The following is a 14,969-nucleotide window of genomic DNA, read 5'->3' as shown; positions in this document are numbered from 1 at the left end:
CGCCGAAGCGGCGGCCAGCAAAACGATTTTTGAGCGCGCCTTTGTGATCTAGAATCACAAGCATGTCCCGTAATCTTCCTCCTTTTCCAGCGCTGCGTGCCTTTGAGGCCGCCGCGCGGCACGAAAGCTTCACCGCTGCCGCGAACGAACTGCATGTGACGCACGGTGCAATCAGCCGTCAGGTCGCGGCTTTCGAAACGTGGCTCGGCGTGCAAGTGTTCCAGCGTCGCGGCAAACGCGTGCGTCTAACCGAAGACGGCCGCCGTTATCTGGGCACCGTGCAGGCGGCGTTCGACAGCATCGCGCTCGCCACGGATCAATTGCGCGACACCGGCGTCGTTCATGTGCTGCGCGTGAATGCGTTGCCGACCTTCGCGATGAAATGGCTGCTGCCGCGTCTGCATCAGTTTCAGCGCAAGGTGCCGAATGTGGAGTTGAGGTTGTCGACCTCGAACGCGCCGGTGGAAACGCTGGACAGCTTCGACGTCGCCGTGCGGCGCGGGCCGGCTCATTGGGCGAACTGCGTGAGCGGGCATTTTCTCGGCGAAAGCGAGTTGCCGGTATGCAGTCCCGCGCTGCTGCAGCGCCTGCCGATCAACACAGCCGACGACCTCGCCAAACACGTGCTGCTGCATTCCGACACGCGCCCCGATGCCTGGCGCCACTGGCTATCGGCAGCCGGCGTGACGGCGAAGTGCCGCAAGAAGCAGTCGTTCGATCACTTCTATCTGGCCTTGCAGGCCGCGGTGGACGGGCTCGGCGTGGCGCTCGGGCCGTTGCCATTGCTGGCGGACGAACTTGCGTCGGGGCGGCTCGTCGTGCCGCTGGCCGCCCCGCGTATCGACGCACGCGGCTATTGGTGGGTGGCAAGGCGCGAGGTCGCGCATGCGCCGTTGGTGGCGCAATTCTGCGAGTGGTTGCAAGCGCAAGGCGACCAGACCGATGAAACGGAAACGGGCGGCCTGGAAGCCGCCCGCTAGCGCGCGTGTGCTGATTGGCTATTCAATTCGCGCGGTTGAGGCGCGAAAAGCAGGCCGTCACAGATAGAACATCCGGTCTTCATCCGACTTGGCCGGATGCGGTTCGGCTTCTTCGCGGTCTTCGTAGAACTTCAGCACCGCCTCGAGCACCTGGTCCGGATCGTCGATCACCTGCATCAAGTCCATATCGGTCGGATTGATGAGGCCCATCGGCGTGAGCGAATTCTTGAACCACGCGAGCAGGCCTTCCCAGAACTCGGCGCCCACCAGGATGATCGGCACGTGACGCGACTTCTTGGTTTGGATCAGCGTGAGCACTTCGGCGAGTTCGTCGAGTGTGCCGAAGCCGCCCGGCATCACGATCACCGCATCCGAATTCTTCACGAAGGTCACCTTGCGCGTGAAGAAATGACGGAAGCGCAGCGAGATGTCTTGCCACTGATTGCCCGATTGCTCGTGCGGCAGTTCGATGTTCAGGCCGACCGACGGTGCCTTGCCTGCATGTGCGCCTTTATTGGCCGCTTCCATGATGCCGGGGCCGCCGCCGGAGATCACCGCGAAGCCCGCGTCGGACAGCTTGCGCGCGATTTGCGTGGCCAGTTTGTAGTACGGCGAGTTCGGTTTCAGGCGCGCCGAACCATAGATGCTGACAGCCGGGCGAATCTCCGAGAGGTACTCGGTCGCCTCGATAAACTCTGCCATAATCGTGAACATCTGCCACGATGCGCGGGCTTTTTTTGCCGTTGCGCGCTCTTGATCTGCGAGTGATCGCAGACTCGGAATCACTTTTCTCTTAGTCATAATGCCTGAAGAACGAAGCCTTGAAGGTAAGACCCTGCTATTGGTCGACGGTTCGAGTTATCTGTACCGGGCCTACCATGCGATGCCTGATCTGCGCGGGCCCGAAGGTGGTCCGACGGGTGCGCTCTATGGAATGATCAACATGCTGCGGCGCATGCGCAAGGAAGTCACAGCAGAGTATAGCGCGTGCGTGTTCGACGCCAAGGGCAAAACGTTTCGCGACGACTGGTACGCCGACTATAAGGCGAATCGCGCGGCGATGCCGGACGATCTCTCGCGCCAGATCGAGCCGATTCACGTCGCCGTGCGCGCGCTCGGCTGGCCCTTGCTGATGATCGACGGCGTCGAGGCCGACGACGTGATCGGCACGCTCAGCACCGAGGCGGAAAAGCGCGGCATGAAGGTGATCGTGTCGACGGGTGACAAGGATCTGGCGCAGCTCGTGTCGGATCATGTCACCCTCATCAATACGATGACCAACGAAACGCTCGATCGCGCCGGCGTGCTCGCCAAGTTCGGCGTGCCGCCCGAGCGCATCGTCGACTACCTGTCGTTGATCGGCGATACCGTCGACAACGTGCCGGGTGTCGAAAAATGCGGGCCGAAAACCGCGCTCAAATGGCTCGCGCAATACGAGACGCTGGATGGCATCGTCGCACATGCGGACGAAATCAAAGGTGCGGTAGGAGACAATCTGCGGCGTGCGCTCGATTTTCTGCCGATGGCGAAGAAACTCGTCACCGTCGAGCGCAATTGCGATCTGACCGACCATATCGTGTCGATCGAGGAAAGCCTGCAAAGCCAGCCGGAATCGCGCGCGGAACTGCGCGAGGTATTCACGCGCCACGGCTTCAAGACCTGGCTGCGCGAAGTGGAAATCGCGGACGCGGTGGAAGGTCCGGAAACGGACGTGTCGCCGGCGCTAACCGTCGACCACGAACGCCACTATGAAGCCGTGCAGACGTGGGAGCAATTCGACGCGTGGCTCGAAAGGCTCAACGCGGCCGAGCTGACCTCGTTCGATACGGAAACCACCTCGCTCGATCCGATGACCGCGCAGATCGTCGGTCTGTCGTTCGCGGTGGAAGCCGGGCGTGCCGCTTATGTGCCGCTCGCGCATCGCGGCCCGGACGCGCCCGTGCAATTGCCGCGCGACGAAGTGCTCGGCAAGCTCAAGCCGTGGCTCGAAAGCGCTGAACATAAGAAGGTCGGCCAGCATGTGAAATACGACGAGCAGGTGCTGGCCAACTACGGCATCGAAATGCGCGGCATCGAACACGATACGCTGCTGCAATCGTACGTGCTGGAATCGCACCGCACGCACGACATGGACAGCCTCGCGCTGCGCCATCTCGGCGTCAAGACGATCAAATACGAAGAGGTGGCGGGCAAGGGCGCGCAGCAGATCGGTTTCGATGAAGTCGCGTTAGACAAGGCCGCCGAATACGCGGCCGAAGACGCCGACATCACCTTGCGTCTGCACCAGACCTTGTATCCGCAAGTGGCCGCCGAGAAAACGCTCGAGCACGTCTATCGCGACATCGAGGTGCCGACCTCGCGGGTGTTGCGCAAGATGGAGCGCACCGGCGTATTGATCGACGCTGAAAAGCTGCGTCAGCAAAGCAGTGAAATCGCCACGCGGCTGATACAGCTCGAAAGCGAAGCCTACGTGCTGGCCGGCGGCGAATTCAACCTCGGCTCGCCGAAGCAGATCGGTCAGATCTTTTTTGAAAAGCTCGAATTGCCGGTGGTCAAGAAGACCCCGAGCGGCGCGCCGTCCACCGACGAGGAGGTGCTGCAAAAACTCGCCGAAGACTATCCGCTGCCGAAGATCCTGCTCGAACACCGCGGTTTGTCGAAGCTCAAATCGACCTACACCGACAAGCTGCCGCGCATGGTCAACGCCACCACGGGCCGCGTGCACACGAATTACGCGCAGGCCGTCGCGGTCACGGGCCGGCTGGCGTCGAACGATCCGAATCTGCAGAACATCCCCGTGCGAACCGGCGAGGGCCGTCGGATTCGCGAGGCGTTCATCGCGCCGCCGGGCCACAAGCTCGTGTCCGCGGACTACTCGCAGATCGAGTTGCGCATCATGGCGCACATTTCCGGCGACGAATCATTGCTGCGCGCGTTCTCGCAAGGTGAAGACATTCACCGCGCCACCGCCGCGGAAATTTTCAGCGTGACGCCGCTCGAAGTCTCGAACGATCAGCGGCGCGTGGCCAAGGTCATCAACTTCGGCCTGATCTACGGCATGAGCTCGTTCGGTCTCGCCTCGAATCTCGGCATTACGCGCGATGCAGCCAAGCTGTATATCGACCGCTATTTCGCACGGTATCCGGGCGTCGCGCGTTATATGGACGAAACGCGCGTGAGCGCGAAGGCCACGGGCTACGTCGAGACCGTGTTCGGCCGCCGCCTGTGGTTGCCGGAGATCAACGGCGGCAACGGTCCGCGCCGCCAGGCCGCCGAGCGCGCCGCGATCAACGCGCCGATGCAAGGCACGGCTGCCGACCTCATCAAGCTGTCGATGATCGCGGTGCAGAAGTGGATCGAGGACGCGAAGATCGGCACGCGCATGATCATGCAGGTGCATGACGAATTGATTCTCGAAGTACCGGACGAAGAGTTGTCCGACGTGCGCAAGCGCTTGCCCGAGTTGATGTGCGGTGTCGCCGACCTGAAGGTGCCGCTGGTCGCCGAGGTGGGCGCCGGCCTGAACTGGGAAGAAGCGCATTGACAAGCCTGTGACGGCGCGCGCGATAGCGGTGGGTATCGGAGATACCGGGCGATATCGTCGTGCGCATGTCACACATCCGTATTGATGGCTTGTGACAAACCGTGCGGCTCGCGGACAATCGCTGAAAGACAGCGCGTTTCACGCGCGCCGTCGCGACGCATAACCCATCGGCAAACACGGAGAGTTCAATGCATCGTTTCATCGTCGTTGGCGGAGGCGCGGGGGGGCTGGAGTTGGCGACACGCCTGGGTGATCGCTATGCGCCCCACAAGAACAAGGGCGGCGTGCGGGCGCAGGTCACGCTCGTCGACCGCTATCCCACCCACATCTGGAAGCCGCTGCTGCATGAAGTCGCGGCCGGCAGCATGGACCCGTTCACGCAGGAGCTCGAATACGCGGCGCAGGCGCGCTGGCATGGTTTCGAGTTTCAGCAGGGCGACCTGACGGGACTCGACCGTGTGAACAAACGCATCACGCTCGGCACCGTGCTCGACGACGATGGCGCTGAGCTGCTGCCGGAACGCCAGCTCGAATACGACACGCTGATCATCGCGATCGGCAGCACCACGGCATTCTTCGGCGTGAAAGGCGCACCCGAATTCTCCCTCGCGCTCGATACGGTCGGCCAGGCCGAGCGTTTCCGCAAGCGGCTGATCGCGGCATGCATGCGCGCCGAGCATCAGGTGCATGAACCCGTCGAATCGGGACCGGGCACCTCGCCATCCACGGAGCCGCGCATCCAGGTGGCGATCGTCGGCGGTGGCGCAACGGGCGTCGAACTATCGGCTGAACTGCGTAACACGGCGCAGGTGTTGTCCGCGTATGGCTTGCATAAGCTCGATCCGCGGCACGACGTCGGCATCGTGCTGATCGAGGCGGGACCGCGCATCTTGCCGGCCTTGCAGGAACGCGTCTCGACAGCCACGGCCGAACTGCTCACCAAGCTCGGCGTGAAGCTGATGACCGGCGAGACGGTGGCCGAGGTCGCGCCCGGCATCATCCGCACGGCCAGCGGCAAAACCGTGCGCGCCGATCTGACGGTGTGGGCGGCGGGCATCAAGGCGCCGCCTATTCTGAGCGAACTCGACGGCCTGCCGGTCAATCGGCTGGGCCAGCTGAACGTGCGCCGCACGCTGCAAACCGAAATCGACGACAACATCTTCGCGCTCGGCGATTGCGCCGCCTGCCCGTGGCCGGGCAATGAGCGCAACGTGCCGCCGCGCGCGCAGGCGGCGCACCAGCAGGCGAGCTTTCTGCTGAAGGCGCTGGCGGCGCGGCTCGACAATAAGCCGCTGCCGGAATTCACGTATCGCGACTTCGGCTCGCTGGTGTCGCTCGGGCACTTCAGCGCGGTCGGCAATCTGATGGGCGGCGTGATCGGCGGCAATATGCTGATCGAAGGGCTGTTCGCGCGCTTCATGTACATGTCGCTGTACCGGCTGCATATCGCCGCCCTGCACGGCTATGCGCGGATGGTGCTCGATACCTTCGCGCACTGGCTGCGGCGCACCACGCTGCCGCGGGTCAAGCTGCACTGACGGCGCTCGGGAACGTTGCAGATGCAACAGGACGCGCGCGAGGCGTATCCTGTTGCCTCCAACGTTCAACCGACTCACACGAGTCAACCGCGAGGAGCGCCGCATGCTGAAACCCGATATCGACAGCCTGGTCCCGCACGTTCCCTTCAATCGACGCACCTTCATCAAGGCCGCGCTCGGCACCGGTTTTGCCGCGGCCGTGTTGCCGGTGTCGGCGCAAACCATTCATACCGATAGCGATGGCCTCGAAGCCGGCGAAGTGTCCGTGCGTTCGGGCGATACGATCGTGCCGGCGTATCGCGCTCAGCCGAAAGGCAAGACGCATTTGCCGGTGATCATCGTCGTGCACGAGATTTTCGGCGTCCATGAACATATCGCCGACGTGTGCCGGCGCTTCGCCAAGCAGGGTTATCTGGCGATCGCGCCGAATCTGTATGAGAGGCAGGGCGATCCCATGGTTTACAAAAGCATGCAGCAGCTCAACGAGCAACTCGTCAGCAAGGTGCCCGACGAGCAGGTGCTGGGCGATCTCGATGCGACTGTCGCGTGGGCCGGCGAGCATGGCGGCGATCTGAATCGGGTTGGCGTGAACGGGTTCTGCTGGGGCGGGCGGATTGCGTGGCTGTACGCCGAGCACAACCCGAAGCTGAAGGCGGGCGTCGTCTGGTACGGCCGCGTGACGGGCGACAAGAGCGCGATGACGCCGGCTAATCCGCTCGACCGCGTGGCGGACCTGCACGCGCCGGTGCTCGGCCTCTATGGGCGGCAGGATCAAAGCATCCCGCAAGACACGCTGGAGCAGATGAAGCAGGCGATCGCGCAAGGTCCGCAGGCGGGGCGCGGTTCACAATTCGTCGTCTATGACGACGCGGGTCACGCGTTTTTCGCGGATTACCGGCCGAGCTACAAGAAGGCCGATGCCGAAGACGGCTGGCGCCGGGCGCTCGCCTGGTTCAAGCAGCATGGGGTGGGTTGAGGCTCAAGCTTGAGGCTCAAGCATGAGGCGTTTGGCCGAAGCGGGCGCCCGCGATGAACGTCGGGTCATTTTTGCCTGCGTGAATTGAAAAGGCCGTTGCTGCGTAAAAGCAGCAACGGCCTTTTGCCAACAACCGGCTCAGTTCACGTTCAAGGATTCGGCCCGGTGGCAACCGGCCGCTTCGGATCCGAACTCCATTCGCTCCACGATCCCGCATACAACGCCGCGCCGTGCAGACCGGCGACTTCCATCGCCAGCGCGTTCACGCATGCGGTCACACCCGAGCCGCATTGTAGGACCACATGTTCCGGCGGCGTGTCGGCGAGCAGCGCGTGGAATTCCTCACGCAGCGTGTGGGCCGGCTTGAAGCGGCCGTCGGCGGTGAGGTTGTCCTTGAAGAAGCGGTTGAGCGCGCCGGGGATATGGCCGCCGACCGGATCCAGCGTTTCGTTCTCGCCGCGATAGCGATCGGGCGCGCGCGCGTCGATCACCACGCGTTCCTTCGAGCCGAGGTTGCGCTCCACCGTTTGCACGTCGACCGTGACCGACAGCGGCGCGCCGGCTTTGAAATCGCCGGTGTTCTGTGCCGGCGCGTCTTGCGTCAGCGGTTGGCCGGCGGCTTGCCAGGCTTGCAGCCCGCCGTCGAGCAGCGCGACCGCGTCATGTCCGAGCCAGCGTAGCAGCCACCAGGCACGGGCGGCGTACATACCGCCTTGCGCGTCGTAGGCGACCACTTGCTGGCCTTGCTTCAGACCGCGCGATTCCAGTGTTTCGACCAGCCGCGCGCGATCCGGCAACGGATGACGCCCGTTCGTGCCGTTCTTCGGCCCCGACAGATCGCGATCCAGGTGCAGATAATGAGCACCCGGCAGATGTCCTGCGAGATAAGCCTTTTCGCCCGCTTCGGTGTCGGCCAGATCGAAACGGCAATCGACGACGAATACGCTGCCCGGCGCGGCGGCCAGCCGCTCCGCGAGATTGGCTGCGGAGATCAGAGTGGTGTAGTGAGTGTGGGGCATGACGTCGTCTCCTCGATACAGGCGATGGCGGCTGCTTCCGGCGGCTTGACGCCGTTGGCGGATGGCAGGGCTATGTTGTTAGTCTAAACAAAAAAAGACGGACCGAAGTCCGTCTTTCCATGCATTGCTGGTGCCCGCGCAAGAATCGGATCGAGCGTGGGGCGAGCACCGGTCAGATCGTGCCGAGCTCACGCCGTAAGAACTCGTGGAAGTGCTGCATGCCGTCTTCCATCGGGCTCTGATACGGGCCGACCTGCGATTCGCCGCGTTCCATCAGCGCGCGGCGGCCGGCGTCCATGCGCTCGGCGATTTCGTCATCTTCGCGGGCCGTTTCCATATAGGCGGCGCGCTCGGCTTCGACGAACTCGCGTTCGAACAGCGCGATTTCCTCAGGGTAATAGAACTCCACCACATTGGTGGTCTTCTGCGGACCGCGCGGAATCAGCCATGACACCACCAGCACGTGCGGATACCACTCGATCATGATGCCGGGGTAGTACACCATCCAGATCGCGCCGAATTCGGGCGGCTGTCCGCCGCGGAAGCGCAGCACTTCGTCGTGCCATTTGCGGTAGGTCGGGCTGCCCGGCTGTTCGAGCGACTTGTGCACGCCCACCGTTTGGACGCTGTACCAGTCGCCGAACTCCCACGTCAGGTCGTCGCAATTGACGAAGCTGCCGAGGCCCGGATGGAACGGCGCGACGTGGTAGTCCTCCAGATAGACCTCGATGAAGGTCTTCCAGTTGTAGTTGCACTCGTGTACTTCGACGTGATCGAACATGAAGCCCGAAAAGTCGAAATGTTGCCGCGTGCCGAGCCGCGCAAGATCGCGCGCGACGTCGCGCCCCTGCGCTTCGAACAGCAGGCCTTGCCAGTTTTGCAGCGGCGTGGCGCCGAGATTCAGGCAGGGGTTGTCCGCGAAATGAGGTGCGCCGAGAAGCTGGCCGTTCAGATCGTACGTCCAGCGATGCAGGGGGCAGACGATATTCTCCGTCTGGCCGCGGCCGTTGAGCATGATGGCCTGCCGGTGACGGCACACGTTCGACAGCAGCTCGACTTGCGACTGCTGGTTACGGACGAGTACACGCCCCTCGCTCTCGCTGGGCAAGGCAAAATAATTCCCCGCTTCCGGCACCATGAGTTCGTGCCCGATGTAGCGTGGACCTTTCTTGAAAAGGGTGTCGATTTCGCGCGTTAGAAGCGCTTCGTCAAAGTAAGCCGTGACTGGCAGCTGGCTGTGAACAGACCGCAACTGCAATGCATTGCTCAGATTGGACATTCCCACTCCCGATGAAGACGTGAAAGCAGTGAACAACCCAACCATCGAAGATTCGATTTAGGGAGCCCGCAATTATACCCGTTTCCCCTTATGTGGGGCGCTTAAGTGCCTGATTTGGGTCAAAAATGTCAAGGAAGTTCGCGCTTTTCGCCGCAGACCGATCGTTTTTTTTCTGCGAGACTGCAAGGGCGGCGCGTTGGGCGCAGGCGGGACGCAGGGTGGCGAGCGGATCGGAAATTGCGCTTTTGCCGTAGAATGTCCGACTTGTTTTAATTTTGCGATTATTCATGGCGAAGACCGCGTCGAACGATCCTGCTGCCGCGCCTGCCGAGGGCGTCGACACCACGCCGCTGCCTGGGAATTACGAGGCTGCGCAGGCCGAACTGGAAGGGCTTGTCGCGCGCATGGAAGGCGGCAATCTCAGCCTCGAGGAATCGCTCGCCGCCTATCGGCGCGGCGCGGCGCTGGTGGCGTTTTGCCAGCAGCAGCTCGAAAAGGTCGAGCAGCAGGTGCGCGTGCTCGACGGCGAGACGCTCAAGCCGCTGCCTATGAATAACGCAGGCACAGCCGCTGCTGAAAGCGGGGACGACCTATGACATTCGAACAATGGACCCGCTCGGTGCTCGAGCGTGTCGAAACGGCACTGGAACACTACCTGCCCACCGAGGCAACCGAGCCCGCCAGGCTGCACGAAGCGATGCGTTATGCGGTGCTGGGCGGCGGCAAGCGGGTTCGTCCGCTGCTGTGCCACGCGGCGGGCGAACTGACCGGCGCGCGCGCCGAGTGCCTCGGCGCGGCGGCGGCGGCGCTGGAAATGATCCATGTGTACTCGCTCGTGCATGACGACATGCCCTGCATGGACGACGACGCATTGCGTCGCGGCAAGCCCACGGTACACGTCAAATATGACGAAGCAACGGCATTGCTGGTCGGCGACGCACTGCAATCGCAGGCTTTCGTTGCGCTGACATCGGACGTTCTGCCGTCCGCGCAGCAGGCATCGCTCGTGCGCGAACTGGCGTTGGCGAGCGGCTCGATCGGCATGTGCGGCGGTCAGGCGATCGACCTCGCAAGCGTCGGTCATACGCTCACGCGCGCGCAACTGGAAACCATGCACCGGATGAAGACCGGCGCGCTGCTGCGCGCCGCGGTGCGCATGGGCGCGCTCGCCGGCGAAACGCCGGGCGCCGAGGCGATGCGTTCGCTCGATGCCTATGCAGCCGCCGTGGGCCTCGCGTTTCAGGTCGTCGACGACATTCTCGACGTGACGACCGATTCCGCGACGCTCGGCAAGACCGCAGGTAAAGACGCGAAGGACGGCAAGCCGACCTACGTGTCGATTATTGGCCTCGACGCGTCGCGCTCGCTCGCAGCACAGCTGCGCAGCGACGCCCATGCTGCCCTCGCGCCGTTTGGCGCGCGCGCACAGCGTCTTGCCGAATTGGCCGACCTGGTGGTGAACCGGGTTAGCTGAGCGCGAAAGCCCGCCGCCGCGCACCTTTGCTACGGGGTGCATGTATGAAGTGCGGGCGCGTAAGTTTTCCTACAATGGAACGACGATGTACGACTTGCTGAAAACCATCGACGACCCGGCAGCCCTGCGCCGCCTCGATCGCCGCCAATTGCAACCGCTTGCAGACGAGTTGCGCGCCTTTGTGCTCGACAGCGTATCGCAGACGGGCGGCCATCTTTCGTCCAACCTCGGCACGGTCGAGTTGACCATTGCTCTGCACTACGTGTTCGATACGCCGCATGACCGCATCGTGTGGGACGTCGGCCATCAAACGTATCCGCACAAGATCTTGACGGGCCGCCGCGACCAGATGCACACGCTGCGCCAGTTGGGCGGCATCTCGGGCTTCCCGAAGCGCGACGAGTCGGCATACGACACCTTCGGCACCGCTCACTCCAGCACCTCGATCTCGGCCGCGCTCGGCATGGCGATCGCGAGCAAGCTGCAAGGCGACAACCGCATGGGCATCGCCGTGATCGGCGACGGTGCGATGACGGCCGGCATGGCCTTCGAGGCGATGAACAACGCCGGCGTCGAAGACGACGTGCCGCTGCTCGTCATCCTCAACGACAACGATATGTCGATCTCGCCGCCGGTCGGCGCGCTGAATCGCCATCTGGCGCGTCTGATGTCGGGCCGCTTCTATGCGGCCGCGCGTGCGGGCGTGGAGCGCGTGCTGCGCGTCGCGCCGCCCATGCTCGATCTTGCTCGCAAGCTCGAGGAGCACGCGAAGGGCATGATCGTGCCGGCCACGCTGTTCGAGGAGTTCGGCTTCAACTACATCGGCCCGATCGACGGTCACGACCTCGATTCGCTGATCCCCACGCTGCAGAACATCAAGGAATTGCGCGGTCCGCAATTCCTGCACGTCGTCACCAAGAAGGGCCAAGGCTACAAGCTGGCCGAAGCCGATCCGGTGCTGTACCACGGTCCCGGCAAGTTCAATCCGGCTGAGGGCATCAAGCCCGCCACCACGCCGTCGAAGAAAACCTACACGCAGGTGTTCGGCGAATGGCTGTGCGACGCGGCCGAACTGGACGCGCGCGTGATCGGCATCACGCCCGCCATGCGTGAAGGCTCCGGCATGGTCGAGTTCGAGAAGCGCTTCCCGGACCGCTACTTCGACGTCGGTATCGCCGAACAGCACGCGGTGACGTTCGCCGGCGGCCTGGCCGCGGACGGCATGAAGCCGGTGGTCGCGATCTACTCGACCTTCCTGCAACGCGCTTACGACCAGCTGATCCACGACGTCGCGCTGCAGAACCTGCCGGTGGTCTTCGCGATCGACCGCGCGGGTCTCGTCGGCGCGGATGGCGCCACGCACGCGGGCGCTTACGATCTCGCGTTCCTGCGCTGCATCCCGAACATGACGGTGATGGCCGCATCCGACGAAAACGAATGCCGGCAGATGCTGTACACGGCGCTCCAGCAGCCGAACCCGACGGCGGTGCGCTATCCGCGCGGCGCCGGCACGGGTGTGGCGACCATCAAGCAGATGGCCGCCCTGCCACTCGGCAAGGGCGAGATTCGTCGCGAGACGTCGCAGCCGGCCGGCAAGCGCATTGCGATTCTGGCGTTCGGCACGATGGTGGCGCCGTCGCTCGCCGCCGCCGAACAACTCGACGCCACGGTCGCGAACATGCGCTTCGTGAAGCCGTTGGACGCCGACCTGGTCCGTGAACTGGCCGACACGCACGACGCTATCGTCACGGTCGAGGAAGGCTGCGTGATGGGCGGCGCGGGCTCGGCTTGCGTCGAAGCCCTGCTCGCGAGTGGGGTTATGCGGCCCGTACTACAATTGGGCCTCCCGGATCGCTTCATCGATCATGGGGATCCGGCCAAGCTGCTGGCGGCGTGCGGTCTTGACGGCGCGGGCATCGCCAGGTCGATTCGCGAGCGCTTTCTTTCCAGCGGCGCGATGGCCGGTCAATCATCGGTGAAGCGGGTCGCTTAGCCCGGTTGAGTCGCTGGTTGCGTCGCTCGTCCGTCCTGCGGTGCGCTATGCCGCGGCGATAGCGGCCCAAGCAATCTCCAACTTGAATCGATGGGCCATCGGGCCCATCACCCAACGCCGGCAGGAGCCGGCGTTCGCCATTGCGCGTCGAGATCCGCATGGCATGTGAGGACAAAAAGATGAATCAGATGAATCCCGCCTTCGTGATGCCCGATGTGCAAAGCACGCCCGATACCCGTCAGATTCCCATTCAGCGGGTCGGCGTCAAGGCGGTGCGTCATCCGCTGACGGTGCGTACGCAAGACGGCGAGGTACAGCCGACGGTCGGTATGTGGAATCTCGATGTGCATCTGCCGGCCGACCAGAAGGGCACGCATATGTCGCGTTTCGTGGCGCTGCTCGAAGAGAACAAGGCGCCGCTCGAGGCGGCCACGTTCCGCACCATGCTTGCCGCGATGCTCGAAAAGCTCGAAGCCGAGGCGGGCCGCATCGAGGTGTCGTTTCCTTACTTCGTGAACAAGACCGCGCCGGTCTCCGGCGTGCAAAGCCTGCTCGACTACGAAGTCACGTTGACGGGCGAGATTCGTAATGGCGCGACGCGTCTGTTCATCAAGGTATTGGTGCCGGTCACGAGCCTGTGCCCGTGCTCGAAGAAGATCTCGCAGTACGGCGCGCACAACCAGCGCTCGCACGTCACCATCAACGCCGAACTGGCGGGCGAGGTGGCGGTGGAAGACCTGCTCCGTATCGCGGAGGAAGAGGCGTCGTGCGAATTGTGGGGCTTGCTCAAGCGTCCGGACGAGAAGTTCGTCACTGAGCGTGCGTATGAAAACCCGAAGTTCGTTGAGGACCTGGTGCGCGACGTCGCGCAGCGTCTGAATGCCGATGAGCGGATCGTCGCGTATGTGCTCGAAGCGGAGAACTTCGAGTCGATTCACAATCACAGCGCGTATGCGGTGATCGAGCGGGATAAGCGCGTGCCTTGATGCACGAGTTCGGCTAGCCGCTCGCCGGATTCAACGAAAAGCCGCTGTCAGAAGCGGCTTTTTTAATGGTGTCGCGGTTTTGCCGCGGCATTAGCGCGCCAAGGAAGTCAGGTCCCAACGCGGCTTGACGGTGAACGCGTAGTCTTTTCCCGATTGATCGGGCCAGCGTTGCAGCCTCAGTGCGCCGGCGAGCGCGATCATCGCGCCGTTGTCCGTGCACAGCGACAAGTCCGGGTAGTGCACATAGAAATTGCGCTTCTTCGCGGCAGCGGAAAGCGCCTCGCGCAACTGCCGGTTCGCGCCCACGCCGCCCGCCACGACCAGCCGGTTGAGCTTGGTCCGCTTGAGCGCGGCCAGCGACTTGGCCGCCAGCACTTCGACCGCCGCGTCGACGAAAGCGCGCGCCAGGTCGGCCTTCGCCTGCTCGCAGATGTTCGCGCCGCCAAGTTTTTTTGCGTGCGTAAGCACGGCGGTCTTCAGGCCGCTAAAGCTGAAATCGAGGTCGCCGGAATGCAGCATCGGGCGCGGCAGGACCACGGCGCCGGGCGTGCCGAACTCCGCCATGCGCGAGACTTCCGGGCCGCCCGGATAACCGAGGCCGAGCAGCTTGGCGGTCTTGTCGAAGGCTTCGCCGGCGGCGTCGTCGAGCGTTTCGCCGAGCGTTTCGTAGACGCCCACGTCCGTCACGCGCATCAACTGCGTATGACCGCCGGAAACCAGCAGCGCGACGAACGGAAACGGCGGCGGCTCATCCACCAGCAGCGGCGACAGCAAGTGCCCTTCAAGATGGTGAATGCCGATGGTCGGCTTGTCCCACGCCATCGCCAGCGAATTGGCGATGCTCGCGCCCACCAGCAGCGCGCCCGCGAGGCCGGGGCCCTGGGTATAAGCGATCGCGTCGATGTCGCCACGCGCCGCGCCCGCACGCTCCATCACCTCTTCGAGCAGGGGCAGCGCGCGCCGGATATGGTCGCGCGACGCCAGTTCCGGCACCACGCCGCCGTACTCCCGATGCATCGCGATCTGCGAATGCAGCGCGTGCGCGAGCAGGCCGCGCTCGGTGTCGTAGAGCGCGAGACCGGTTTCGTCGCAGGAGCTTTCGATGCCGAGAACGAGCATGGTGAGGTGAACCTGAAAGGACGCGCGGCAGGCGCCCGGAAGTGAAAAAGCAAGCCTGAAA

General features: G+C 63.6%; 13 protein-coding genes. 8 read left to right on the top strand and 5 right to left on the bottom strand.

Translation table 11 applies throughout. From position 1 onward, the window contains the following. The first annotated feature begins 62 nt into the window (after positions 1 to 62). Positions 63 to 980: a transcriptional regulator GcvA gene (locus tag ACTJLC_RS13830; RefSeq protein WP_073428624.1), complete on the top strand. Its 918-nt coding sequence runs from the start codon at positions 63 to 65 to the stop codon at positions 978 to 980. A 57-nt stretch (positions 981 to 1,037) separates the two neighbouring features. Here ACTJLC_RS13830 and ACTJLC_RS13825 read toward each other — a convergent pair whose 3' ends face one another. After that, positions 1,038 to 1,781, bottom strand: coding sequence for a TIGR00730 family Rossman fold protein (locus ACTJLC_RS13825; protein WP_073428625.1), 744 nt, complete (start codon positions 1,779 to 1,781; stop codon positions 1,038 to 1,040). Position 1,782: 1 nt separating this feature from the next. Between ACTJLC_RS13825 and polA the strand changes: the two genes are divergently transcribed. The 3 genes from polA to ACTJLC_RS13810 all read left to right on the top strand — a co-directional run bounded on the left by polA (position 1,783) and on the right by ACTJLC_RS13810 (position 7,038). Then, the gene (gene polA, locus ACTJLC_RS13820; protein ID WP_310130965.1) at positions 1,783 to 4,524 is read left to right on the top strand and encodes a DNA polymerase I; all 2,742 of its coding nucleotides are present in this window, start codon (positions 1,783 to 1,785) and stop codon (positions 4,522 to 4,524) included. A 188-nt stretch (positions 4,525 to 4,712) separates the two neighbouring features. Beyond that, complete coding sequence (locus ACTJLC_RS13815) at positions 4,713 to 6,062, top strand: NAD(P)/FAD-dependent oxidoreductase (protein ID WP_310130966.1); 1,350 nt, start codon at positions 4,713 to 4,715, stop codon at positions 6,060 to 6,062. A gap of 103 nt (positions 6,063 to 6,165) precedes the next feature. Next, the gene (locus ACTJLC_RS13810; protein ID WP_310130968.1) at positions 6,166 to 7,038 is read left to right on the top strand and encodes a dienelactone hydrolase family protein; all 873 of its coding nucleotides are present in this window, start codon (positions 6,166 to 6,168) and stop codon (positions 7,036 to 7,038) included. A gap of 149 nt (positions 7,039 to 7,187) precedes the next feature. Here the strand turns inward: ACTJLC_RS13810 and ACTJLC_RS13805 are convergent, their stop codons facing one another. The 3 genes from ACTJLC_RS13805 to ACTJLC_RS13795 all read right to left on the bottom strand — a co-directional run bounded on the left by ACTJLC_RS13805 (position 7,188) and on the right by ACTJLC_RS13795 (position 9,625). After that, positions 7,188 to 8,057, bottom strand: a complete 870-nt coding sequence (locus ACTJLC_RS13805; RefSeq protein WP_310130970.1) for a sulfurtransferase — start codon at positions 8,055 to 8,057, stop codon at positions 7,188 to 7,190. A gap of 172 nt (positions 8,058 to 8,229) precedes the next feature. Next, the gene (locus ACTJLC_RS13800; protein WP_073428630.1) at positions 8,230 to 9,336 is read right to left on the bottom strand and encodes an aromatic ring-hydroxylating oxygenase subunit alpha; all 1,107 of its coding nucleotides are present in this window, start codon (positions 9,334 to 9,336) and stop codon (positions 8,230 to 8,232) included. Between the two features lie 88 nt (positions 9,337 to 9,424). After that, the gene (locus ACTJLC_RS13795) at positions 9,425 to 9,625 is read right to left on the bottom strand and encodes a hypothetical protein (RefSeq protein WP_143326527.1); all 201 of its coding nucleotides are present in this window, start codon (positions 9,623 to 9,625) and stop codon (positions 9,425 to 9,427) included. Here ACTJLC_RS13795 and ACTJLC_RS13790 point away from each other — a divergent pair. The 4 genes from ACTJLC_RS13790 (at position 9,624) to folE2 (ending at position 13,789) form a co-directional block, all read left to right on the top strand. Then, complete coding sequence (locus tag ACTJLC_RS13790) at positions 9,624 to 9,932, top strand: exodeoxyribonuclease VII small subunit (protein WP_073428631.1); 309 nt, start codon at positions 9,624 to 9,626, stop codon at positions 9,930 to 9,932. The genes ACTJLC_RS13795 and ACTJLC_RS13790 overlap by 2 nt on opposite strands. Continuing rightward, on the top strand, positions 9,929 to 10,810 hold the full coding sequence (locus ACTJLC_RS13785; RefSeq protein ID WP_310124035.1) for a polyprenyl synthetase family protein: 882 nt from the start codon (positions 9,929 to 9,931) through the stop codon (positions 10,808 to 10,810). The genes ACTJLC_RS13790 and ACTJLC_RS13785 overlap by 4 nt, the downstream gene beginning before the upstream one ends. Positions 10,811 to 10,895: 85 nt before the next feature. Beyond that, complete coding sequence (gene dxs / locus ACTJLC_RS13780) at positions 10,896 to 12,803, top strand: 1-deoxy-D-xylulose-5-phosphate synthase (RefSeq protein WP_073428633.1); 1,908 nt, start codon at positions 10,896 to 10,898, stop codon at positions 12,801 to 12,803. A 179-nt stretch (positions 12,804 to 12,982) separates the two neighbouring features. Further along, positions 12,983 to 13,789, top strand: coding sequence for a GTP cyclohydrolase FolE2 (gene folE2, locus ACTJLC_RS13775; protein ID WP_310130972.1), 807 nt, complete (start codon positions 12,983 to 12,985; stop codon positions 13,787 to 13,789). A 90-nt stretch (positions 13,790 to 13,879) separates the two neighbouring features. Here folE2 and tsaD read toward each other — a convergent pair whose 3' ends face one another. Beyond that, complete coding sequence (tsaD, locus tag ACTJLC_RS13770) at positions 13,880 to 14,908, bottom strand: tRNA (adenosine(37)-N6)-threonylcarbamoyltransferase complex transferase subunit TsaD (protein ID WP_310130974.1); 1,029 nt, start codon at positions 14,906 to 14,908, stop codon at positions 13,880 to 13,882. Positions 14,909 to 14,969 lie beyond the last annotated feature (61 nt).

Source organism: Paraburkholderia sp. 22099 (assembly GCF_052045835.1).
GTDB lineage: Bacteria > Pseudomonadota > Gammaproteobacteria > Burkholderiales > Burkholderiaceae > Paraburkholderia > Paraburkholderia terricola.
This window is presented reverse-complemented; position numbering and strand designations above follow the sequence as displayed.